We start from the raw sequence: 23,387 nt of genomic DNA on the forward strand, positions 1-23,387 counted from the left end.
ATGGTGATGCTGGCTTGCCCCGTGCGCGCCGGAAAATGCCCAACTGGCTGGCGCCGTGGCTGATCGGTCTGGCCTATTTTCTGGCTGGTCTGCCGACAATATTGGCGAGCCCGGCCGGCCATGAATACCTGATCGGCACCGGCCTGGCCCTGGCGGGCTTGAGCCTCGTGGGCCCGCGATTGCTGCCGGCCTTGTTTTGCGCTTCGCTGCTGTTGGGTTTGCTCGGGAATCTGCCCCTGCAGTGGGCATTTTTCCAGGCCATTGCCGAATTGCTCGGCCCGGGCCTGGGCGCGATGCTTTTGCGGCAAATGCCCTGGCGCTCACTGGACCGCTGGTCGGGCCGCCTCGCCTTCCTGGTGTTTGGCGTCGCACTGCCTCCCTTGCTGAGCAGCCTGGGCTTGCTGGCACTGCGCAGCCTCAGCGAACCGGTCGCGCCAGACATCCTGAGCGGATCACTGTGGCTCGGAGTTGCGGGCCGCGCCCTGGGTGTGCTGGGTCTGGGACTGCCCATTCTTTGGCTGGGGCGGCGCTATCAGCAGTCGCAGCTGGAACAACTCGCCTGGCAGGGCCTGACCGACCAGACCAGCAGCGGGACCTGTGAATGGGATTTGCAGACTGGTCACAAGCAGGCTTCCGCCAACTGGCAGGCATGGGCCGGCGCCGAAGGCGACTGGCTGGGCTGGCTGGAGCACAGCCACCCGCTGGACCGCTCAGCGATCCTGGCAAGCCTGCAGGAGCTGCAAACCCAGCCCGGCAAGGAATCCTTCGACACCACACTGCGACTGCGCATCAAGCCTGGTGGCGAATGGCGCGACTTCCGCCTGCATCTTCAAGTGCTCAGGCGAGACCGCCATGGCAAGGCTGAGCGCCTGCGCACCCTCTTGCATGACGTGGACTGGGAGCGCAGCTCGGCAGAGCGCCAACGGCTGGCCACCCACCTGTTCCAGCACCTGAACGAGGGCCTGGCTGTCGTCGATCCGCAGTTCATGGTCGTCGACGTCAACCCCAGCTACTGCCGAATGCTCAGGGCTGAGCGCGAGCGCCTCTTGAAGCAGCCGGCCCTCCCCCTGAGTAGCGCAGTACTCGGCGATGCCGGCCACGACCTTGCAGTCGTACGCGAGACCTTGCGCGCCACCGGGCTCTGGCAAGGGCAGATCCGCGTGCGCCGCAGCGACGGCGAGCTGTGCGCCTTCCAACTCACGCTCTCCAGCGTCCAGGAAGCGGCGGGACCGGCGCGCTATCACGTGCTCACGCTGGCCGACAGCCGCAGCCAGCCATTGCCCGATGAACTGGCCCAGCAAGCCCGGCAAGACCACCTGACCGGACTGCCCACCCACCGCGAGCTGCTGCACATGCTGGAAGAGGCACTGCCGCTGAGCCAGCGCGAGGGCTTCATGCTCTGCGTCTGCTGCGTGGACCTGGACGGCTTTCGTCAGCTCAATGAGCGCCATGGCCAGGCGGCCGGCGATCAGCTGATCCATCAGGTGGCACAGCGCCTGCTGCACGCGCTGCGCAGCGCACCCCAATGGCGCGACTTGCTGGCCCGGCTCAATGGCGACGAGTTCGCCCTGGTACTGCGCTGCCGCAACCAGGAGGAGGCGCAACTGGCGCTGGAGCGCCTGCTCAATGTGCTGCGCGCACCGCATGTGCTGCCGGGCAGTTCAGCCCCCCTGAGCCTGACCGCCAGCATCGGTGCCACGCTCTATCCGCTGGACCCGAGCGATGGCGAGACCCTGCTTCGCCACGCCACACAGGCGCTGCACCAGGTCAAGCGCAATGGCCGCGATGCCGCCCGTTTCTTCGACACCGAGAAGCGTGCCCGCAAGGAAGCCCAGGCCCTGGCCCTGGCGCGCATGCAGGAAGCGCTCGACTCGCAGGAGCTGCGCCTGTACTACCAGCCCAAGGTCGACATGCGCCATGCCAAGGTGCTGGGCGTGGAAGCCTTGCTGCGCTGGCAGCATCCGCAGCGCGGCCTGCTGGCACCGGCACACTTCCTGCCGCTGCTGGAAGGCACGGGCCTCGGTGTGCGGGTGGGCGACTGGGTGATCGAGCAGGCCCTCAAGCAATCGGCCGCCTGGCTTGGCCTGGGCCTGCGGCTGGACGTCAGTGTCAACGTGGCGGCCCGGCATCTGCAAAGTGCCGATTTCGGCCAGCGGCTGCAGGAGTTGCTGGGGCGGCATGACCCGCTGGTCGCTCACCACCTGACGCTGGAGGTGCTCGAATCGGCCGCCCTGGCCGATGTCGATGCCACACATGCGCTCTTGCAACGCTGCCGCCGCCTGGGTGTGCGATCTGCGCTCGACGATTTCGGCACCGGCTATGCCAACCTCACCTACCTGAAGCGCCTGCCGGTGGATGTGCTGAAGATCGACCGCTCCTTCGTGCAAAGCATGCTGGCCGATGAGCAGGACCGCGCCATCGTGGAAGGCGTCATCAAGCTGGCCCAGAGTTTTGGCTGTGGCGTGATAGCGGAAGGGGTGGAATCACCCGCCCACGCTCAGGCGCTCCTGAAGCTGGGATGCACCCAGGGCCAGGGCAGCGGCATCGCCTCGCCGATGCCGGCCGACGAGGTCGCCGCCTGGGTTCAGGGCTTTGTGCGCGGAGGCTGGCCGGGCCCGGTGCGGCAGCCCATCACGGTAGACTGAAAGGGTGATTCCACCCGGCTTTATTCAGGACCTGCTGGCCCGCACCGACATCGTCGATGTGGTGAGCCGTCACGTCGAACTGAAAAAGGGTGGCGCCAACCTGATGGGGCTTTGCCCCTTCCACGGCGAGAAATCGCCGAGCTTCTCGGTCAGCCCGTCCAAGCAGTTCTATCACTGCTTCGGCTGCGGCGTGAACGGCAATGCGATCAGCTTCCTGATGGAGTACAGCGGCCTCGGTTTTGTCGAGGCCGTGCAGGAGCTGGCGCAAGGCGCCGGCATGCAGGTGCCCAGCGACGAGCGCTCGCCGCAGGATCGTGAACGCGCCGCCGAGCACAAGAAGCACCAGGCCACGCTGAGCGAAACGCTCGAGCGCGCTGCGGCCCACTACCGCATGCAGCTCAAGGGCAATCAGCGCGCCGTCGAATACCTCAAGGGCCGCGGCCTGAGCGGCCAGATCGCCGCGCGCTTCGGCCTGGGCTATGCGCCCGAAGGCTGGCGCGCGCTGGCCAGCGCCTTCCCGTCGTATGACGAGCCGCTGCTCGTGGAATCGGGCCTGGTGATCCTGCACGAGGCGGAGCAGGAAGGCGGCGAGGCAAAAAGGTATGACCGCTTTCGCGACCGCGTGATGTTCCCGATCCGCAATGTGCAGGGCGAGACCATAGGCTTTGGCGGCCGCGTGCTGGACAAGGGCGAGCCCAAATACCTGAACTCGCCCGAGACGCCGGTGTTCCACAAGGGCCGCGAGCTCTATGGCCTGTTTGAAGGCCGGGCGGCCTTCCGGCAGCGCGGCTATGCGCTGGTCGTCGAAGGCTATATGGACGTGGTCGCGCTCGCCCAGCACGGTTTCGGCAATGCCGTGGCCACGCTGGGTACCGCCTGCACGGCCGACCATGTGCAGAAGCTGTTCCGTTTCACTGACTCGGTCGTGTTCAGTTTCGATGGCGACGCCGCCGGACGGCGCGCCGCCGTGCGTGCGCTGGAAGCCTCGCTGCCGCACATCAACGAGATGCGCACGGTGCGCTTCCTGTTCCTGCCGACCGAGCACGACCCGGACTCCTATGTGCGCGAGCTCGGAGCGGATGCCTTCGAGCGCTGCATCGAGGCCGCGGTGCCGCTGTCGCGCCAACTGGTCGATACCAGCGCCGAAGGCTGCGATCTCTCCAGCGCCGAGGGCCGGGCCCGGATGCTCGCCCGTGCCAAGCCCTTGTGGCTGGCGCTGCCCGATGGCCTGCTCAAGCGCCAGTTGCTGGGCGAACTGGCCAAGAAGGCGCAACTGCCGGATCAGGAGCTGATGTCCTTCTGGCAGGTCGCGACGGCCCGGCCATCGCCTTCCCACAGCCCTCCCGAGCACGCGATGACCGAGGGGCCACCGCCCGAGTACTTCGGCCCGATTGACGAGCATCATCCGGCACCACAACAGCCCCCGCGCCGCAAGCTTCAGCAGCAGGCTTCGCAACGCAAGCCCTGGCGCAAGGACTGGAAGCGCGACCCCGACGCAGACATGCCGCGCTTTCCGCGGCGCGCTCCGGCCGGCCCGGCCGATGTCGCACTGCGCATGCTGCTGCTCAACAGTGTCTGGTGGGAGCAGCTCAGCCCTGAAGACCAGAGCCTCCTGCATGAGCTGCCGGAGCCGCATGGTTCGCTGGTGGCCTGGCTGGAGCGCTTCCTGGTCAACCATGGTCCGGGCGCCTGGACCGTGGTCGAGGCAGCCCTGATCGACGAAGGCTTGATCGAGCAGGTCCAGGCCCTGGGCGGCTGGGACCATGCCGAGGAGGCGGCGCTGGACGATTTGCGCGCCGTGCTCCGAGCGATGCTGATCGCGCGACTGGAGGAAGAACAGCGCCTGATCACCAGCGCCGGCGCCGCCGCAGACCTTGGCCGCTACCGCGAGCTGAACGAGCAGATCCGGCTCCTGAAGCAGCTCAGGCCGGCTGCTTGAGCCATTTTTTTGAAACTGCTCGACAAATCGGCGATAATTCAGGGTTTTCGCGCGCGTCGTCAAGAGTGACGGCAGCCTGCTTGCCGGACCCGGCCACCCAGCGAAACTGGGCACCCATCGAGGTATCAAGGCCACCCTATCCGCCAGGGCTGCAATTGCAAACGTTCACGCCAACTTGAACGCGCCGCATGTCGACACCATATCGATGGGTCCGACATGCCTGAAAAGCCGCCTGGGGGCCGCCTTCGTTGCCGTGCGAAGGTTGAGGACCCAGGTGGCCGCTGCATTGCCCGCCCAAATATTGACACGCACCGACCCCAAGGATCTGCATGACTGCCAAGAAAACCGCATCCAAGGCCAGCGCCGCCGCTGAGGCTGAACTCGTCGCCAAGAAGCCTGCCGCCAAGGCGAGCAAGGCCGCCAAGGATGCCGCCCCCAAGGCAGTGAAGGCAGAGGCGCCCGCCAAGGCTGCTGTGGCCAAGAAGGCCGCGGCCAAGACTGCCGCCGCTGGCGACGACAAGCCCAAACGCGGTCGCAAGCCCAAGGAAGAAACCACCAGCAAGAAAGCCGCCAAGGCCGAAGCTGACGAAGAAGACTTCTCGGACATCGATGCCGAGCTCGAAGGCGAAGTCGAGGAAGTGGCCGAGACCGAAGAGGTCGCCGAAGACAAGCCCAAGGCCAAGCCGCTGCGCATGAAGGTGTCGCGTGCCAAGGAACGCGCGCTGATGCGCGAGTTCGGCCTGGAAGAAACCGCGCTGACCGAAGAAGAAGCCGCCAAGCGCCGTCATGAGCTGAAGACGCTCATCAAGATGGGCAAGACACGCGGCTTCCTGACGCACCAGGAAATCAACGACCACCTGCCCGAGAAGCTGGTCAACGAGGAAATCCTCGAGGCCATCATCTCCATGTTGAACGACATGGGCATCGCGGTCTACGAGCAGGCGCCCGACGCTGCCACGCTGCTGATCCAGGGCAACGCCACGACCACCTCGACCGAGGAAGAAGCCGAAGAAGCCGCGGAAGCCGCGCTCTCGACAGTGGACTCCGAATTCGGCCGCACGACCGACCCGGTGCGCATGTACATGCGCGAAATGGGCACGGTCGAGCTGCTGACCCGTGAAGGCGAAATCGAGATTGCCAAGCGCATCGAAGGTGGCCTGCAGGCCATGATGCTGGCCATATCTGCCTCGCCCACCACCATCGCCCACATCCTGGAGTTCGCCACCAAGATCCGCGCCGGCGAGATGCAGATCTCTGAAGTCGTCGACGGCTTCGTGGCCGCCGACGAGGCCGACGACTATGTGGCCGAAGAAGACTTCGACGAGTTCGACGAGGACGATGACGACGACGGCAACGGCGGCTCCAAGGCGCTGACCAAGAAGCTCGAAGAGCTGAAGAATGCCGCGCTGGTCAAGCTCGACTCGCTGTCGGGCAACTTCGACAAGATGCGCAAGGCCTTCGAGAAGGACGGCTACCGCTCCGCCTCGTACGACAAGGCCCAGCACGCCATCAGCGCCGAGCTGATGACCATCCGCTTCACGGTCAAGACGATTGAAAAGCTGTGCGACATCCTGCGCTCGCAGGTGGACGACGTGCGCCGCTACGAGCGCGAGCTGCGCAAGATCGTGGTCGACAAGTGCGGCATGCCGCAAGAGCACTTCATCAAGACCTTCCCGCCCAATTCGCTGAACCTGCAGTGGGCCGAAAAGGAAGTCGCGGCCAACAAGCCCTACTCCGCCGTGCTGGCCCGCAACCTGCCGCCGGTGCAGGAGCTGCAGCAGAAGCTGATCGACATCCAGGCCCGCGCCGTCGTGCCGATCGAAGACCTGAAGGACATCAACAAGAAGATGAACGAGGGCGAGAAGTCCTCGCGCGATGCCAAGAAGGAAATGATCGAGGCCAATCTGCGCCTGGTGATCTCGATCGCGAAGAAGTACACCAACCGCGGCCTGCAGTTCCTGGACCTGATCCAGGAAGGCAATATCGGCCTGATGAAGGCGGTGGACAAGTTCGAATACCGCCGCGGCTACAAGTTCTCGACCTACGCGACCTGGTGGATCCGCCAGGCCATCACGCGTTCGATCGCCGACCAGGCCCGCACGATCCGCATCCCGGTTCACATGATCGAGACGATCAACAAGATGAACCGCATCTCGCGTCAGCACTTGCAGGAATTCGGCTTCGAGCCGGATGCGCCGACGCTGGCCGAGAAGATGGAGATCCCGGAAGACAAGATCCGCAAGATCATGAAGATCGCCAAGGAGCCGATCTCGATGGAAACCCCCATCGGCGACGACGACGACAGCCATCTGGGCGACTTCATCGAGGACACCAACAACACCGCGCCCATCGAAGCCGCCATGCAGGCCGGCCTGCGCGACGTGGTGAAGGACATCCTCGACAGCCTGACCCCGCGCGAAGCCAAGGTGCTGCGCATGCGCTTCGGCATCGAGATGAGCACGGACCACACGCTGGAAGAAGTCGGCAAGCAGTTCGACGTCACCCGCGAGCGCATCCGCCAGATCGAAGCCAAGGCCATCCGCAAGCTGAAGCACCCGAGCCGCAGTGACAAACTCCGCACCTATTTGGACAACCTGTAATTGGGTTGCGCCACAACCTGTAATCGGGTTGCGCTACAACCTGTAATCAGGTTTCCAAATAGGTTGCCGCCGCTGGCGCGCAGGGCGAGTAACGCACCAGGGCCGGATTTATCCGGCCCTTTTTCATGCCCGCGCCCCGCTACACTGCGAACAATTTCACGCTTCAGCCGCCCTACCCTCGCCCATGACCCAGATCCGGGAACGCACCGTCCTGTTCGCTGACCTTCGAGGCAGCACGGCACTGTTCGAGACCCTGGGCAATGCAGAGGCCACTTCGGTGGTCACTCATACGGTCGGGGTGATCGCGCAAGCGGTCGATGAGTGCAACGGCCAGCTGATCAAGACCCTGGGCGACGGCCTGATGGCGGTCTTTGAAGGCCCGGCCGACGGCGTCAAGTCCGCCATCCGCATGCATGAAATGCTGGAGCGCGTGGTCGCCCGCGGCAAGCAGCGCGGCGCATCCCCGGGGCTGCGCGGTCTGAAGCTGCAAGTGGCTCTGGCCCGCGGCGAAGTGGTGGAGATGGGCGGCGACTGCTTCGGCGACGCGGTCAATGTGGCCGCCCGGCTGATCGACCATGCCGGCGACAACGAAACCCTGATCACCGCCGAAGTGCTGAACGGCCTGACCGCGGCGCGCAAGAACCGCTTCCGCAGCCTGGACCGCATCGCGGTGCGCGGCCGCGTCGAGCCGGTGCATGTCTATGTCTATGACCAGCCCATGCAGCAGGGCGATGCCGCGGCCACCCAGTTTGGCGAGGTCGTGCCTGCCGTGGAGCCGGACGGCATCCGCCTCGTCTGGCAAGACCTGGACCGAGTGTTCGACACCGCTTCCATGCCCATCGTGCTGGGCCGCAGCGTGCAGGCGACCTACTGCATCACCGACGGCCGCGTCTCGCGCTCGCATGCCCGCATCGACTGGCACGCCGGCACCTTCTCGTTGACCGACCTCAGCTACAACGGCACCTTCGTGCGCTTTGGCCCGCTGGGCGAAATCCTCTCGCTCAAGCGCGGCAACTGCACCTTGCACGGCAGCGGCGTGATCGGCCTCGGCGGCCCGCCCATGGACAATGATTCGCCCACGGTGCGCTTCGAGGTGCTGCATTTCTCGGACACCGAGCCGCTCTCGCTGACCGGCCCGCGCAGCCGCGGCTGACCTCCTCGACTTCCCCTTCTCATGGCATTCAACGCAGAACCGGACTACCGGCATGGCAGCGCGCCGCGCACCGCCGTGCTCTTGTGCAACCTGGGCACGCCCGATGCGCCAACGGCCAGCGCCACCCGCCGCTATCTGGCCGAGTTCCTGGCTGACCCGCGCGTGGTCGAGATTCCCAGGCTCGTCTGGCTGCTGATCCTGCACGGCATCATCCTGCGCGTGCGGCCCGCCAAGTCGGCAGCCAAGTACCAGAGCATCTGGACCCAGGAGGGCTCGCCCCTGCAGGTCTGGACGGGCAGACAGGCCAAGTACCTGCAAGGCATGCTGGGCGAGCGGGGCCACAAGCTGCTGGTGAAGCATGCGATGCGCTACGGCCAGCCGGCGATTGCGGCGCAGCTGGATGAGCTCAAGCGTGAAGGTGCGACGCGCATCCTCGTGCTGCCGGCCTATCCGCAGTACTCCGGCGCCACCACGGCCAGCGTGATCGATGCCGTCTCGCTGTGGGCGCTCAAGACCCGCAACGTCCCGGAGCTGCGCTTCATCAACCGCTATCACGACGACCCGCTCTACATCGCTGCCCTGGTCGACAGCGTGCGCAGCCACTGGCAGCGCGAAGGCCGTGGCGACATGCTGGTGATGAGCTTCCACGGCATGCCGGCGCGCACGCTTGCGCTGGGCGATCCGTATCACTGCGAATGCCTGAAGACCGGCCGGCTGCTGGCCGAGGCGCTGGGGCTGGCCCCCGACCAATACCGCGTCACCTTCCAGAGCCGCTTCGGCAAGGCCAAGTGGCTGCAGCCCTATACCGAGCCGACCCTGATCGAGCTGGCCGGCAAGGGCCTGAAGAGCGTGGACCTGATCTGCCCGGGCTTCAGCGCCGACTGCCTGGAAACGCTGGAAGAAATCGACCAGGAAGCCCGTGCTGCCTTCCTGGCCGCTGGCGGCCAGGCCTTCGCCTACATTCCCTGCCTGAACGACAGCCCGGCCGGCATGCGCGCCCTCACCGCCCTGGCCGAGAAGCACCTGCAAGGCTGGCCGACGACCACCAGCGCCGAGCCCGACTTGCAACAGCGCGAGCGGGCGCTCGCAGCCGGCGCAGAACCCAGGCCATGAAGGACAAGCAAGCGCAGCAGGACGGCCTGCGGCTGGACAAATGGCTCTGGGCGGCCCGCTTCTACAAGACCCGCGCGCTGGCGGTCGACGAGATCAGCAAGGGCCGGGTCGAGATCAATGGCCAGTCCGTCAAGCCCTCGCGCGACATGAAGCTCGGCGACCGGGTACGGCTGCGCCAGGGCGTGGTGGAACGCGAGGTGATCGTGCGCGGCCTGAGCCATGTGCGTGGCCCGGCGCCGCAGGCCCAGGCGCTCTACGAAGAAACGCCCGAGAGCATCGCCAAGCGCGAGCAGACAGCCGAGGCCCGCCGCCTGGCGCCCGAACCGGCCGCCAGCATCGAGCAGGGCCGGCCTACCAAACAGGACCGTCGCCGTTTGGCCGAATGGGACCGCTGGAGCGCCCAAATCGACTGAATTTGGCCTCCAGCACGGGTTTTTCCGTGCCCAGATGTCAAAATCCGACTCTTGTTTTCAGCGCAAGCGCTCCCATGTGGAGCGCTTGCCTCTTTTGGCATCACCGTTGTTGGCCCCAAGACCATGAGCACCGAGAACACCTCCCCGCAAGAAAACCACGAATCGGCCGCCCCTGAAGCGGCCGTCGACAACAGCCTGGAGGCCCAGCTGGCCGAAGCCCAGGCCCGCCTGGCCGAGATGTCCGACGCCTATCTGCGCGCCAAGGCCGAGGTGGAGAACGTCCGCCGCCGCGCCGATGAAGACATGAGCAAGGCCCGCAAGTACGCCGTCGAATCCTTCGCCGAAGCCATGCTGCCGGTGATGGACAGCATGGAAGCCGCGATCGCCACGCCCGACGCCAAGGTCGAAACCGTGCTGGAAGGCGTGCACGCCACCCGCCGCCAGCTGGCCAGCGCGCTGGAGCGCAACAAGGTGATCGAGATCAACCCGGCCGCCGGCGCCAAGTTCGACCCGCACCAGCACCAGGCCATCTCCATGGTGCCAGCCGAGCAGGAGGCCAACACCGTAGTGGCCGTGCTGCAAAAGGGCTACCTGATCAACGACCGCGTGCTGCGCCCGGCCCTGATCACCGTGGCTGCCCCCAAGTAATCCACAAACTTATTCACAGGCTGCTGCCCCTTGAATAGCGGCGACCTGTCCACAGATTCACTGCATCCAAGCATTCAGTTCAGGAGAAAAAAATGGGAAAGATCATCGGCATTGACCTCGGCACCACGAACTCGTGCGTCTCGGTCATGGAAGGCAACACGACGCGCGTGATCGAAAACGCCGAAGGCGCTCGCACCACCCCGTCCATCATTGCCTACCAGGAAGATGGCGAAGTGCTGGTCGGTGCCTCGGCCAAGCGCCAGGCCGTCACCAACCCCAAGAACACGATCTACGCGGTCAAGCGCCTGATCGGCCGCAAGTTCACCGAGAAGGAAGTGCAGAAGGACATCGACCTGATGCCCTACACCATCGCCTCGGCCGACAACGGCGACGCCTGGGTGGAAGTGCGCGGCAAGAAGCTGGCACCGCCGCAGGTCTCCGCAGAAATCCTGCGCAAGATGAAGAAGACCGCCGAGGACTATCTCGGTGAAGAGGTGACCGAAGCCGTGATCACGGTGCCGGCCTACTTCAATGACGCACAGCGCCAGGCCACCAAGGACGCCGGCCGCATCGCCGGCCTGGACGTCAAGCGCATCATCAACGAACCTACCGCTGCAGCCCTGGCCTTCGGCCTGGACAAGCACGGCAAGGGCGACCGCAAGATCGCCGTGTATGACCTGGGTGGCGGCACCTTCGACGTGTCCATCATCGAGATCGCCGACGTCGATGGCGAAATGCAGTTCGAAGTGCTGTCGACCAACGGCGACACCTTCCTGGGCGGCGAAGACTTCGACCAGCGCATCATCGATTTCATCGTCACCGAGTTCAAGAAGGAACAAGGCGTCGACCTGACCAAGGACGTGCTGGCCCTGCAGCGCCTGAAGGAAGCCGCCGAGAAGGCCAAGATCGAGCTGTCGAACTCCTCGCAGACCGACGTCAACCTGCCCTATGTGACGGCTGACGCCTCGGGCCCCAAGCATCTGAACATCAAGCTGACCCGCGCCAAGCTGGAAAGCCTGGTCGAAGAGCTGATCGAGCGCACCATCGCTCCCTGCCGCACCGCCATCAAGGACGCCGGCGTGTCGGTGGGCCAGATCGACGACGTGATCCTGGTCGGCGGCATGACCCGCATGCCCAAGGTGCAGGACAAGGTCAAGGAGTTCTTCGGCAAGGAGCCGCGCAAGGACGTCAACCCTGACGAAGCCGTGGCCGTGGGCGCCGCGATCCAAGGCCAGGTGCTGGGTGGCGAGCGCAAGGACGTGCTGCTGCTGGACGTGACGCCTCTCTCCCTGGGCATTGAAACCCTGGGCGGCGTGATGACCAAGATGATCGCCAAGAACACGACAATCCCGACCAAGTTCAGCCAGACCTTCTCCACCGCCGACGACAACCAGCCGGCTGTGACGATCAAGGTGTTCCAGGGTGAGCGTGAACTGGCTCAGGGCAACAAGAGCCTGGGCGAGTTCAACCTCGAAGGCATCCCGCCGGCACCGCGTGGCACGCCGCAGATCGAAGTGAGCTTCGACATCGACGCCAACGGCATCCTGCACGTGGGCGCCAAGGACAAGGGCACGGGCAAGGAAAACAAGATCACCATCAAGGCGAACTCGGGCCTGTCGGAAGCCGAGATCGAGAAGATGGTCAAGGACGCCGAAGCCAACGCCGTCGAAGACAAGAAGAAGGTCGAGCTGGTCCAGGCCAAGAACCAGGCCGACGGCATGGTGCACAGCGTGCGCAAGTCTCTCCAAGAGCATGGCGACAAGATCGAGGCCGCCGAGAAGGAAGCCATCGAAGCTGCGATCAAGGACCTGGAAGAAGCCATCAAGGGCGACGACAAGGAAGCCATCGAGGCCAAGACCGAAGCCCTGATGACGGCCAGCCAGAAGCTGGGCGAGAAGGTCTATGCCGAATCGCAAGCCGCGCAAGCTGCTGCCGGCGCCGCTGCGGGTGCCCAACAAGCCGAGCAGCCGCAAGCTGCACCGGCCGGCAAGCCCGCCGCTGACGACAACGTCGTCGACGCCGAGTTCAAGGAAGTCAAGGACAGCAAGTAAGAAGAGCGGCGCGCCAATATCGTCGGTGACGTCGATATCGGCCCTGCCTGACGCCGCGCAAGCCCTTCGCCGGGTTTGACGCGGCGCAACTGTTTAGATTGAAGCCAACGCTCTGAAAGCTCTCATGGCAAAGCGTGACTATTACGAAATCCTCGGCGTCGCCAAGAACGCATCAGAGGAGGACATCAAGAAGGCCTACCGCAAGCTGGCCATGAAGCATCACCCGGACCGCAACCAGGGTGAAGGCGCCAAGGCGGCCGAGGAGAAGTTCAAGGAGGCCAAGGAGGCCTACGAGATGCTCTCCGACGGCCAAAAGCGCGCGGCCTACGACCAGTACGGCCACGCCGGCGTTGATCCGAACATGGCCGGCCGAGGCGGCCCGGGCGGCGAAGGCTTTGGCGGCTTTGCCGAGGCCTTTGGCGACATCTTCGGCGACATCTTCGGCGGCGGCGCCGGTGGTGCCGGCCGTCGTGGCGGTGGAGGCCAGCAGGTCTACCGCGGCAACGACCTGTCGTATGCCATGGAGATCTCGCTGGAAGAGGCGGCCAAGGGCAAGGAAACCCAGATCCGCATCCCCAGCTGGGAAGGCTGCGAAACCTGCAAGGGCAGCGGCGCCAAGCCGGGCACCAGCGCCAAGAGCTGTGGCTCCTGCAATGGCTCGGGCACGGTGCACATGCGCCAGGGCTTCTTCTCGATCCAGCAGACCTGCCCGCATTGCAATGGCAGCGGCAAGATCATTCCGGACCCCTGCACCTCCTGCAACGGCGCCGGCAGGATCAAGAAGACCAAGACACTCGAAGTCAAGATTCCGGCCGGCATCAACGAAGGCATGCGCATCCGCTCTGCGGGCAATGGCGAGCCGGGCGTGAACGGCGGGCCTGCGGGCGATCTCTACATCGAGATCCGTATCAAGCAGCATGAGATCTTCGAGCGCGATGGTGACGACCTGCACTGCACGATGCCCGTGTCCATGACCACGGCGGCGCTGGGTGGCACGATCGAGGTCCCGAACCTCACCGGCAAGGCCGAAATCGAGCTGCCCGAGGGCACGCAGCATGGCAAGACCTTCCGCCTGCGCGGCAAGGGCATCAAGGGCGTGCGCTCCAGCTACCCCGGCGACCTCTACTGCCACATCAGCATCGAGACGCCGGTCAAGCTGACCGAGCACCAGCGCAAGCTCCTGAAGGAACTCGACAAGAGTTTCAAGGAGGGCGGCGAGCGCCACTCGCCGAATGCCAAGAGCTGGACCGACCGGGTCAAGGACCTGTTCAAGTAAGCCGGACTTCGCGCGCACGAGAAGCCGCTGCTCCCAGGAGCCGCGGCTTCTTTTTTTGTCCCATGAGTTGAAACAGCAGCGGCATGACGGGCATATTTCACGGCGCTGCCGGTGCAAGTCCGGGCCGGCCCTGACTGCATTTTGTGCGTTGTGCGCCTAAAGTGTGCCAACAAGCACAAGAGCTCTCGTTGGTGAAATCAGTTCTCTATTCCTGCGCCGGACTTGCCCGTGCGCGCACGATGGGCGCCCGCCCCTGTATTGATGCGCAATCTTGACGACGGCATCCAGCAGGCAAGCGCGCTGATCATCGACGCCAATGCCAACTCGCGCAGCCTGATGGCCGCGCAGCTGCGCGACCTTGGCGTGGGCAATGTGCGCCAGACCACGCGGCTGCGCGACGCCCGCGTGATCCTCGAGAACAAGCCCTACGACATCGTCCTGTGCGACTACCATTTCGAGGGCAGCGAGCAATCGGGTCAGCAGTTGCTGGACGAGCTGCGCCGCGAGCAGTTGCTGCCCTACTCCACCGTCTTCGTGATGGTGACCGGTGAGGCCACCTACGCCGTGGTGGCCGAAGCCGCCGAGGCCGCGCTCGACGCCTACCTGATCAAGCCTTACACCACGGCCTCGCTGGCCGAGCGATTGGCTAGCGCGCGCTACCGCAAGCGCATCCTGAAAGACATCTTCGAGGCCATCGAGAACGAGGACTTTGCCAAGGCTGCCGACCTCTGCATGAAGCGCTTCGAAGCGCGCGCGCCCTTCTGGCTCTATGCGGCCCGCATCGGCGCCGAACTGCTCCTGCGCCTGGAGCGCCATGCCGAAGCCCGCAAGATGTACGACGCCATCATCGAGGCCAAGACCGTGCCCTGGGCGCGCCTGGGCGTGGCGCGTGCCGAGCTGGCCTCGGGCAACCTGGTCGCTGCGCGGCGCACGCTGGAAGTGCTGATCGGCGACATGCCCGACCACGCCGACTCCTACGACATGATGGGCCGCGTGCAGATGGAGCAAGGCGAGGTGGCGGCAGCGTTGGAAACCTATCGCACCGCCGCCCGCCTGACGCCGGGCTGCATCCTGCGCACGCAACGCTGTGCGACGCTGGCCTTCTATGCCGGCGAACGCGAAGAGGCGGTCCGCCTGTTCGAGCGCACCATGGCCAACGGCCTCAAGTCCAAGCTCTTCGATCCTTTGGGCCTGGTGCTGCTGGGCCTGATGCGCTTCGACAAGAAGGACAGCAAGGGCCTGGCCTACGCGCAGGACTGCCTGGCTCAACTGGGCGAGCGAACCGAGGACAGCGTCCGCCTGCAGCGCTTCGACCAGGTCTTGCGCATCATCAAAGCCTTGTACGGCCGGCAACTGGCGGAAGCGCTGGCCTTGACGCGCGACCTGAGCGCGCAGTCCGAACGCCCTGATTTCGATCTTGAAGCGGCCACCCTGCTCGTCGCCTTGCTGGTGCGGCTGCATGCGCAGGACATCCAGCTCGAGGAGATGGACGTCACGATCACGCGGCTCGGACTGCGTTACTGCGTCTCCAAGTCCAGCACCGAGCTGATGGTGGCTATGACCGAACGCAACGAGGCCGCAGCCAGCGAGCTGCGCGACTGCCATGCGCGCATCTTTGGCGTGGCCGAGACGGCGATGCGCTATTCGCTGCGCCATGAAGCGCGCAGGGGCGTGGCACTCTTGATCGAGCAAGGCGAACAGACCCGCAACGCCAAGCTGATCGACATGGCCAGCCTGGTGCTGCAACGCCATGCCGACAAGGTGGCCGACGCGCCCGACCTGGCGCAGCGCATTGACGAATTGCAAGCCCGCTGGGTGCGTCCGCTGGGTACCGCCCTGGCTCGCAACCAGCGCGCTGTGGGCGGTCTGGCCCTGCGCACCAAGGCCGCTGCCTGAAGCTGCTGTTCCTGCCGCGGCTCCCGGCCGCGCGCTGGGCCACAATGCGCGCCATCGACATGATGCAACGATACGCATGCGCGCCCTCTTCCGCCTGTTTGGCAAACCCACCCTCGATTCACCGCTGACCATCGCCTGGCTGGGCGCCCTGTGGCTGGGTGTCTTCGGCAATTGGCCGCTGTGGCAGCGCATGCTGGCACTGCCTGACCTGAGCAATGGCAGCGGGCGTGTCTTCGTGCTGGTGTTCGCCGGCATGGTCACGGCCATCCTCGGCGCGCTCTTGAGTCTGTTTGCCTGGCCGAAGCTGATCAAGCCGGCCCTGGCCGTCATGCTGCTCAGTGCCGCGCCGCTGGCCCACTTCATGGGCAGCTATGGCACGGTGATCGACCCGACCATGGTGGTCAACATCCTGCAGACCGACGTGCGCGAAAGCCGCGACCTCCTGAGCGTCGGCCTGCTCCTGAGCCTGGCCTTGCTGGCCTTGCTGCCCATCGCCTGGCTGTGGAAGCGCAAGCTGCATTCGCATCCCTGGCCAGGTCGGCTGGGACGCAATCTGCTGGCCTTCGCTGGCGGCCTGGTGCTGGCCGTAGGCCTGGCCTTGAGTTGCTTTGCCGACCTGGCTTCGACGATGCGCAACAACAAGTCGCTGCGCTACATGATCAGCCCGGTGAATCTGTATTACTCGCTGGGCTCGGTGATGGCCGCCAAGCGCGCCGCACCCAAGGGCCCGCCGGAAGTGATTGGCGCTGATGCCAAGCTGATTGCGCGCGATCCAGGGGCCAAGCCACGCCTGCTGCTGCTGGTGGTCGGTGAGACAGCGCGCTCGGCCAACTTCTCGCTGAACGGCTATGGGCCGACCACCAATCCGGAGCTGGCGAAGGCCGATGTTCTGAGCTTCCGCAATGTCTCGTCCTGCGGCACGAGCACCGCTGCTTCGCTGCCCTGCATGTTCTCGCACCTGGGCCGCGAGGCCTTCATCGAGCAGAAGCGTTCGCAGGAGACCCTGCTGGACGTATTGCAGCGCGCCGGCCTGGCCGTGCTCTGGCTGGACAACCAATCGGGCTGCAAAGGCATCTGCGACCGCGTGCCCAGCGCCATGGCGGCACAGCCGGTGGCTGGCGCAGCGCCTTTGCCGGCAGGGCTTTGCGATGGCACGGAGTGCTTCGATGGCGCCTTGTTGCATGGCCTGGACGAACGCCTCGGCGCGCTCGACCCCGAACGCGTGGCACGCGGCGTGGTGCTGGTGATGCACCAGATGGGCAGCCATGGGCCGGCCTACTACAAGCGCTCGCCCGCAGACCGCAAGCCCTTCCAACCCGAGTGCAAGTCCAACGCCCTGCAGCACTGCGAACGCCAGGCCCTGGTCAATGCCTACGACAACTCGATCGCCTATGCCGACTGGCTGCTGGCCCGCAGCATCGACTGGCTGAAGACCAAGTCGGATCGCTTCGACACTGCGATGCTGTATGCCTCCGACCACGGCGAATCACTCGGCGAGAACAATCTGTACCTGCACGGCCTGCCCTACAGCATGGCACCAAAGGAGCAGACGCACATCCCGATGATCCTGTGGATGCCCGAAGCGAGCAGCCAGTCACTCAAGCTCAGGAGCGGCTGCCTCAAGAGCCGCCTGGACCAGCCCTTCTCGCACGACCAGCTGTTCCACACCGTGCTTGGCTACAGTGGCGTGCAGAGCCAGGTCTACAGAAGCGACTGGGACATCCTGGCCGGCTGCCGCTGATTCATTGAGTTAGAACAATTCCGCCTGCGCTGAATCAACATCCCCAGGTGGCTTGAACTGGCTGAGATCCAGGGGCGAGCGCTCCCGCATGAGGCCGAGCCTGGCGCTGGCCTTGTTGAGGCGCTGGCGCAAGAGCTGTGCCCAGATGCCCTCGCCGGTCATTCGGGTGCCAAAGTTGGGGTCGTTGTCCTTGCCGCCGCGCATCTCGCGCAGCCTCGCCATCACGCGCGCGGCCTTGTCTGGCTGGTGCTGCTGCAACCAGTCTTGAAAGAGTGGGTCGACCTCCCAGGGCAGGCGCAGCGGAATGCTGAAGGCCATGCTGGCACCGGCCTCGGCGGCGGCCTCGAGGATGCGTTCCAGCTCCGGCTCGTTGAGGAAGGGAATGATGGGCGAAACGCTCACACCCACCGGGACGCCGGCCTCAGCCAGCGTCTTGATGGTGCGCAGCCGTCGGTGCGGCGCCGCTGCGCGAGGCTCGAGCGTGCGGGCCAGGTGCGGGTCCAGCGTCGTCACCGAGACATAGATCGCCACCTGGTTCTTCGCCGCCATCGGCGCTATCAGGTCCAGGTCTCTCTCAACCCCCGAGGACTTGGTGACGATCGAGAAGGCATGGCCGCATTCGGCCAGCTGCTCGATGATGCGGCGCGTGATGCGCAGCTCGCGTTCGATCGGCTGGTACACGTCGGTGGCCGTGCCCATGCACAGCTGCCGCGGCTTGTAGCCCGGCTTGCTCAATGCCGCGCGCAGGAGCTCGGGCGCATTGACCTTGGCGACGATGCGGGTCTCGAAGTCCAGGCCCGGCGACAGATTCAGGTAACTGTGGGTCGGCCGCGCAAAACAGTAGATGCAGCCATGTTCGCATCCTCTGTACGGGTTGATGGAAATGTCGAAGCCGATGTCCGGCGACTGATTGGTCGAGACGATGGTCTTGGCCCGCTCTTCGATGATCTGCGTGGCCGGCGGCAGGTGCTCGACTTCAGCCTCCTGCTGCAGCGAACCCCAGCCGTCATCGAACTGCTCGCGCAGGTCCTTGCTGAAGCGGTGCTTGATGGCCCAGGCGCTGCCGCGACCTTTCAGGGCATCGGCCTGGACGTAAAGAGGCTGGGCCAGGGCCGGCTTGGCATTGGTGCTGGGCTTGAAAGACATACTGTATTTTCATACAGCATTCCAGATTGCACCAGCGCGGATTCAGCGCCTGCACCAGGGCCGGTGCGGCGGCCGCAGGTCGCGGCGCTGAAGCCAGGCAGCCCGGAAGTTCAGACGTTCAGGCCCGCAGCCGCGCGGCGTCCGGCGGCAGGGCCGGGCTGAACAGCCAGCCCTGGTATTCGTCGCAGCCCAGCGCGCTCAGGCGCTCCAGCTGGGGCTGCTCCTCGACACCCTCGGCGATCACGCGGCAGCCGAGCGTGTGGGCCAGTCCGATGACGGCACGCACGATGGCGTCATCGCTGTCCTTGCGGAGCATGTCGCGCACAAAGCTGCGGTCGATCTTGATCACCTGGATCGGGAAACTCCTGAGCCAGGCCAGCGAACTGTGGCCGGTCCCGAAGTCGTCCAGATGCACGGCGATGCCCGCGTCCTGCAGGCGCTGCAACTGCCGGGCCGCTTCGGCCGGGTCGTCCATCACCGCCGATTCGGTGATCTCCACGACCAGAGAGCAGCTGGGCAGGGCATGGCGGCCGAGGGTCTGCAGAACCTGCTCGGCCAGGGCCGCATCGCGGAACTGCAGGGGCGAGAGATTGATCGCCACCACGGTCTCGAAGCCCTGATCACGCCAGTTGCGCAATTGCGCGCAGGCACGCTGCAGCACCCAGGCACCGATCTCGCCCATCAGCCCGGCGCGTTCGGCCACCGGCACGAACAGGGCCGGCGAGACCATGCCGAGCTGCATGTCGTCCCAGCGCAGCAGGGCCTCGAAGCCGAGAACCCGCCCGTCCGGCACGCCGACCTGGGGCTGGTAATGCAGGTCCAGCGTGCCCTGCTGCAAGGCCAAGCGCAGGCGCTGCTCAAGCAAGGCATCGCGGCGCGAGCGCTCGCCGAGCTGCTCGGTGTAGCGCTGCACCTGGCCCTTGCCCAGCGCCTTGGCCGACTGAAGGGCCAGTTGCGCGCGGCCCAGCAACTCGGTGGGGCTCAGCTCTCGCGGCGCGGGCTCCAGCAGCAGCCCGAAGCAGGCCGTCTGGCCGGCGCCGGTGCCCAGCTCCAGGAGCACCGTCTGCAGCCGGCTGGCGAGCAGTTCGGGCGTGGTCACCATGTCGCACAGGATGGCGAACTCGTCGCTGCCGAGGCGTGCCAGCGTCGCGCCCTCGGGCAGCACCGGCAGGAGCGCCGCGGCGCAGGCGCGCAGCAGGCTGTCGCCGGCCGGCGTGCCCTGGAACTCGTTGACCGCATGGAAGCCGTCCAGGTCCAGCACCAGCAGCATCAGCGCGCGCCCGCCCGAGGCGGCGGCGGCCAGCCGGTCGGCGAACAGCCAGCGGTTGGGCAGGCCGGTCAGGGCATCGTGCGTGGCACGGTATTGCAGCTCGCGCTCGTGAGCGCGGCGCTCGCTGATGTCAGACACATAGGCCGTGAGCCGCGGCTGCTCGCCGCCGTCGTCCAGGCCCAGCGCCACCTCGATGTCGAACTCATGGCCGTCGGCATGCAGGCCCCGCAGCCCGTCGCGGCCGCGCATGGCCGGCCAGCCGGGCGAGTCCATGTGGCGGGCCCTATGCTCCAGGTGGCGCTCTCGCAGGGCCGGCGGCAGCAGCAGTTCCATGCCCTGCCCCACGAGGTCCTCGCGCCGGCGGCCGAACATCTGTTCCAGGGCGCGGTTGACAATGAGGATCTGGCCCTCGCGATCGGTCACCACGACGCCGTCGGGCGCCAGCTCCAGCAGGTTGCGATACTTGGCCTCGCGCAGCTCGGCCTCGACGAAGGGGCGGCGCACGCGGTCGATGAACATGCACCGGTACAGCAGCGCGTAGCTGAGCAGCTTGTAGAGATGGCCGGTCATGTTGGCCATGTCGGTCGAGCGCTCCGAGAAGAGCACGAAGAAACCCTCCCCCAGCGCAGCCAGCCACAGCGCGAGACGCAACTCGGTGTCGCCACCCTGGCGGACATCGCCGCGTCGGCGCCGAGCGTGCAGGACCAGGGCCAGCAGGTTCAGGCCGGCAATGCCCAGCTCCAGGCCCTTCTTCAGTGGTGTCAGGCCCTGTCCCGGCACGAACATCGCCGGCAGCTGCTGAGGCGCCACCACCGCTTGAGCGGCGAGCGCACACACGATCACAAGCAGCAGGCCCGCCAGCCCCAGCCACAGGGCGCCCATGCGGCCCTGGCGAAGCTGCCACCCGGCTGCCCAGGCCAACAGGCTCAGGGCCGCTACCAGGCGCGCCAGCAGCCACAGGAGGATGGACTTGTGCGGCGTGTTGGGCGAGAACAGGTCGGGCATGCCGGCATAGCTGGCCAAGTGCAGCAGGTCCAGCGCCGCGATCAGCAGGAAGGCCGTGGTCAGTACTGGCGCGCGTCGGCCGGTAGCATCGCCGAGCGTGTAATTGGCGGTCAGCCCCACGGTCAGGCAGACCAGCACCGCCGCCATCTCAAGCAGCGTGTGCAGCGCAAGAAAGCTCTCGCGATGCACGCCCACGTCCAGCCAATGGCCCGGCAGCACGGCCACATAGAGCGCCAGCGTCACCCCGCCCAGCAGCGGCAGCTGCCATGCCTGCGCCCGCCAGCCATCGTGCCCTGTCGCGGGCGATGCCAACTGCCTGGCGCTCAAACTCCGGCCATCGACGGCCCCCTCTCCTGTCGCTTGTCGCATGCCCGGATCGTCACAGGCCTCACGCTTCACGGCAAGCCGGGGAAATCATGGACCAGGCAGCAAGCCCGCGTCCAGCAGGAAGCGTGAGGGCGCCTGTGGATTGAAGGCCAGGGTGAGGCGCTGCCGCGCGCGCGTCATCGCCACATAGAGCAGATTGCGGCTTTCAGCGGCGCCGGCCTCGCCGACAAACTCGCCACGGCCGAGGTGCGGAATCAGCACATGGTCGAACTCCAGGCCCTTGGCGGCCTCGATGCTGGACAGTGTCACGCGCGACTTGCCCCGCACACGCGACTGCACCAGGGCCAGCGCATGCAGCATCTGGAAGCCGTCGGCCACGCTGGTGTCCTCGGCCAGCACCACCTGCACGAGCTGGGCGATGTTGTCGCGCACCTGGGTGATGTCCTCCCGGCGGACCAGCACGGCACGCGCCAGGCCTGCCGGGTCCAGCGCCTGCATGAACCCGCGCGCAAACGTGCTGAGGCCACCCGCACGCAGCAGCTCCATTGCTGCGTGCAGCCTGGGTCTGGCGAAGTCCGAGGCCGTGCGCAGCACCTGGTTGGCGATGAAGTCATGCATGCCATCGACGGGGCTTGCGGCCTCCTCGATCGCTCGGCGCTGCGCGGTCACGGCGTCGACATGGCGCAGCTCGGTGCTGTCGATCCAGGCGCCACAGAAAAGCATCATGGCCTCCAGCACCTGCGCTCGCTGCGCCTTGTCCGGGAAGCCGCTGAAGTCATTGCTGCAAAAGGCCTGCAGGCCGCGCACCAGCAGCACTTCGCGGCGCTGCAGGAAGGGGCGCAGGCCCTGCGCGTCATAGGCAATGCCGAGCTTCAGGAGCTCGCGCTCGATCAGCACCGATTGCGAAGGACGGCGCAAGAGCAGGCGCAGATCCTGAAGCCCTGACTGCGCCAGGTGCTCCTGCGCGATGCGCGCGATCAACTGGGCCTGCAGGCGATGCGAGTCGGCGGGGAGCAAGCAGATCTCGGTGGCACGAAGGCCGGCGGCCAGATAGGGCTTGCATGCCAGCAGGCCGGCCGCCTGCGCCAGCGTGGCGCCAAAACGATGGCTGGCCGTCAGCGGCAGGCGCATCGGCTGGCCGATCTCCTGCTCGAAATGCTCGCGCATGAAGCCGGCCTCCGCGCCCGCCTGCGAGTGAATCACCTGGTCACGGTCACCGACGCCGACAAAGGCCGCACGCGGGTTGTGCTGCAGCAGCGCCTTGAGCACGGTGAACATCGCCCGGTTGGTGTCGTGCATTTCGTCGACGACGATCAGCGCCAGGCCCAGCGCCAGCGGCGAATGCTCACCCGTGGCGAGGCCCTCCTCTGCCAACAGGGCGCGGGCGAGGTCGTAGCAGGCATCACCGTCGAAACGAAAGGCCGGATGGTCGGGATGCCCGCCGCGGCGAATCGCCTCAAAGGCGCCGCGCACTCGCAGCGTGAAGTAGTCGCAGCCCAGCTCTTCGGCCATTTCCGGGCTCAGCCCGACGTCGCCCAGTCGCTGCTCAACGCCCAGGCCACCTTTCAAAACCGCAAACGACTGCAGCAGCCCTTCGACCAGGGCCTCTGACGAAGCCGTGACAGCCATCTCCTCGGGATAGCGCTCGTCGGGCCAGCTTTGCGCGCGCTCGATGGCGCGCAGCAGGTAGGGCCTGATCTGCTCCAGGCTGGCCAGTTGCAAGGCGCCTGGGCCTTCAAGGGCGAGCAGCAGCTCCGCGCTGAACGACTCGAAGGTGTGAATGCGCAGAGCGGCAATCTGGGCCGCCGGAACACCGATCAGGCGCAACTGCGCCTGCAAGGCCTGCACAGCCGGTGCCGTATAGGTCAGCGCCAGAATCATCTGCGGCGAGGCGCCGCGATGCAAGGCCTGCGCGATGCGCAAGGCGAGCGTGGTCGTCTTGGCAGCGCCGGCATTGGCCTCGATCAGCAGATGCCGTGCTCGAGTCGTCTGGATGGTCTGCTGCTCGTCGCTGGGGCGAATGCCCGCAGGGACGAAGATGGGATCGGACATCGCGGCGGCTAGCGGGCGCAGTCCATCAGCGCTCGGCACTGGCGTGGCTCGCGAAACCCGGCGCCTTGCACTCGTCCTTGGTGTCGTACTCGTCGCGGCAGATGAACATGAT

At 66.0% G+C, this 23,387-nt stretch carries 13 protein-coding genes and 1 pseudogene; 11 read left to right on the forward strand and 3 right to left on the reverse strand.

Translation table 11 applies throughout. The features are described from left to right. Nucleotides 1–35: 35 nt before the first annotated feature. The 11 genes and pseudogenes from ABT392_RS12580 to ABT392_RS12630 all read left to right on the forward strand — a co-directional run bounded on the left by ABT392_RS12580 (nucleotide 36) and on the right by ABT392_RS12630 (nucleotide 17,475). Nucleotides 36–2,645, forward strand: coding sequence for a putative bifunctional diguanylate cyclase/phosphodiesterase (locus ABT392_RS12580; RefSeq protein ID WP_334276187.1), 2,610 nt, complete (start codon nucleotides 36–38; stop codon nucleotides 2,643–2,645). 4 nt (nucleotides 2,646–2,649) lie between these two features. Then, on the forward strand, nucleotides 2,650–4,584 hold the full coding sequence (gene dnaG / locus ABT392_RS12585; protein WP_334276188.1) for a DNA primase: 1,935 nt from the start codon (nucleotides 2,650–2,652) through the stop codon (nucleotides 4,582–4,584). A gap of 329 nt (nucleotides 4,585–4,913) precedes the next feature. After that, complete coding sequence (rpoD, locus tag ABT392_RS12590) at nucleotides 4,914–7,184, forward strand: RNA polymerase sigma factor RpoD (protein ID WP_334276189.1); 2,271 nt, start codon at nucleotides 4,914–4,916, stop codon at nucleotides 7,182–7,184. 184 nt (nucleotides 7,185–7,368) lie between these two features. Beyond that, complete coding sequence (locus ABT392_RS12595) at nucleotides 7,369–8,337, forward strand: adenylate/guanylate cyclase domain-containing protein (protein WP_334276190.1); 969 nt, start codon at nucleotides 7,369–7,371, stop codon at nucleotides 8,335–8,337. A 21-nt stretch (nucleotides 8,338–8,358) separates the two neighbouring features. Beyond that, nucleotides 8,359–9,450 carry a ferrochelatase gene (gene hemH / locus ABT392_RS12600; protein ID WP_395385610.1) on the forward strand — a complete coding sequence of 364 codons (1,092 nt, stop codon included), beginning with the start codon at nucleotides 8,359–8,361 and terminating at the stop codon, nucleotides 9,448–9,450. Continuing rightward, nucleotides 9,447–9,863: an RNA-binding S4 domain-containing protein gene (locus tag ABT392_RS12605; protein ID WP_334276192.1), complete on the forward strand. Its 417-nt coding sequence runs from the start codon at nucleotides 9,447–9,449 to the stop codon at nucleotides 9,861–9,863. Before hemH ends, ABT392_RS12605 begins: the two co-directional genes overlap by 4 nt. A gap of 123 nt (nucleotides 9,864–9,986) precedes the next feature. Further along, the gene (grpE, locus tag ABT392_RS12610; protein WP_334276193.1) at nucleotides 9,987–10,511 is read left to right on the forward strand and encodes a nucleotide exchange factor GrpE; all 525 of its coding nucleotides are present in this window, start codon (nucleotides 9,987–9,989) and stop codon (nucleotides 10,509–10,511) included. 86 nt (nucleotides 10,512–10,597) lie between these two features. Next, nucleotides 10,598–12,562, forward strand: a pseudogene (gene dnaK, locus ABT392_RS12615) (molecular chaperone DnaK); the annotation flags it as partial. A gap of 124 nt (nucleotides 12,563–12,686) precedes the next feature. Further along, nucleotides 12,687–13,838, forward strand: coding sequence for a molecular chaperone DnaJ (gene dnaJ, locus ABT392_RS12620; protein ID WP_334276194.1), 1,152 nt, complete (start codon nucleotides 12,687–12,689; stop codon nucleotides 13,836–13,838). 261 nt (nucleotides 13,839–14,099) lie between these two features. Next, complete coding sequence (locus ABT392_RS12625) at nucleotides 14,100–15,734, forward strand: response regulator (RefSeq protein WP_395385609.1); 1,635 nt, start codon at nucleotides 14,100–14,102, stop codon at nucleotides 15,732–15,734. A gap of 76 nt (nucleotides 15,735–15,810) precedes the next feature. Continuing rightward, nucleotides 15,811–17,475 (forward strand): phosphoethanolamine transferase, encoded by a 1,665-nt coding sequence (locus tag ABT392_RS12630; RefSeq protein ID WP_334276197.1) that lies wholly within the window; start codon nucleotides 15,811–15,813, stop codon nucleotides 17,473–17,475. Nucleotides 17,476–17,484: 9 nt separating this feature from the next. Here ABT392_RS12630 and ABT392_RS12635 read toward each other — a convergent pair whose 3' ends face one another. The 3 genes from ABT392_RS12635 to ABT392_RS12645 all read right to left on the reverse strand — a co-directional run bounded on the left by ABT392_RS12635 (nucleotide 17,485) and on the right by ABT392_RS12645 (nucleotide 23,275). Then, nucleotides 17,485–18,621: a PA0069 family radical SAM protein gene (locus ABT392_RS12635; protein ID WP_395385608.1), complete on the reverse strand. Its 1,137-nt coding sequence runs from the start codon at nucleotides 18,619–18,621 to the stop codon at nucleotides 17,485–17,487. Between the two features lie 118 nt (nucleotides 18,622–18,739). Beyond that, the gene (locus ABT392_RS12640) at nucleotides 18,740–21,265 is read right to left on the reverse strand and encodes a bifunctional diguanylate cyclase/phosphodiesterase (RefSeq protein WP_395385607.1); all 2,526 of its coding nucleotides are present in this window, start codon (nucleotides 21,263–21,265) and stop codon (nucleotides 18,740–18,742) included. A gap of 45 nt (nucleotides 21,266–21,310) precedes the next feature. Further along, the gene (locus tag ABT392_RS12645; protein WP_395385606.1) at nucleotides 21,311–23,275 is read right to left on the reverse strand and encodes a UvrD-helicase domain-containing protein; all 1,965 of its coding nucleotides are present in this window, start codon (nucleotides 23,273–23,275) and stop codon (nucleotides 21,311–21,313) included. Between the last annotated feature and the right edge of the window lie 112 nt (nucleotides 23,276–23,387).

It is taken from the genome of Paucibacter sp. JuS9 (assembly GCF_044043925.2).
In the GTDB taxonomy this organism is placed as follows: domain Bacteria; phylum Pseudomonadota; class Gammaproteobacteria; order Burkholderiales; family Burkholderiaceae_C; genus JAUASW01.

Excerpts from the sequence above, each read along its gene's own strand:
- hemH (WP_395385610.1), top strand. The coding sequence starts at position 8,359 with ATGGCATTCAACGCAGAACCGGACTACCGGCATGGCAGCGCGCCGCGC.
- ABT392_RS12605 (WP_334276192.1), top strand. The coding sequence starts at position 9,447 with ATGAAGGACAAGCAAGCGCAGCAGGACGGCCTGCGGCTGGACAAATGG.
- grpE (WP_334276193.1), top strand. The coding sequence starts at position 9,987 with ATGAGCACCGAGAACACCTCCCCGCAAGAAAACCACGAATCGGCCGCC.
- ABT392_RS12580 (WP_334276187.1), top strand. The coding sequence starts at position 36 with ATGCCCAACTGGCTGGCGCCGTGGCTGATCGGTCTGGCCTATTTTCTG.
- dnaJ (WP_334276194.1), top strand. The coding sequence starts at position 12,687 with ATGGCAAAGCGTGACTATTACGAAATCCTCGGCGTCGCCAAGAACGCA.
- ABT392_RS12625 (WP_395385609.1), top strand. The coding sequence starts at position 14,100 with ATGCGCAATCTTGACGACGGCATCCAGCAGGCAAGCGCGCTGATCATC.
- rpoD (WP_334276189.1), top strand. The coding sequence starts at position 4,914 with ATGACTGCCAAGAAAACCGCATCCAAGGCCAGCGCCGCCGCTGAGGCT.
- ABT392_RS12630 (WP_334276197.1), top strand. The coding sequence starts at position 15,811 with ATGCGCGCCCTCTTCCGCCTGTTTGGCAAACCCACCCTCGATTCACCG.
- ABT392_RS12640 (WP_395385607.1), bottom strand. The coding sequence starts at position 21,265 with ATGCGACAAGCGACAGGAGAGGGGGCCGTCGATGGCCGGAGTTTGAGC.
- ABT392_RS12635 (WP_395385608.1), bottom strand. The coding sequence starts at position 18,621 with ATGTCTTTCAAGCCCAGCACCAATGCCAAGCCGGCCCTGGCCCAGCCT.
- ABT392_RS12645 (WP_395385606.1), bottom strand. The coding sequence starts at position 23,275 with ATGTCCGATCCCATCTTCGTCCCTGCGGGCATTCGCCCCAGCGACGAG.
- ABT392_RS12595 (WP_334276190.1), top strand. The coding sequence starts at position 7,369 with ATGACCCAGATCCGGGAACGCACCGTCCTGTTCGCTGACCTTCGAGGC.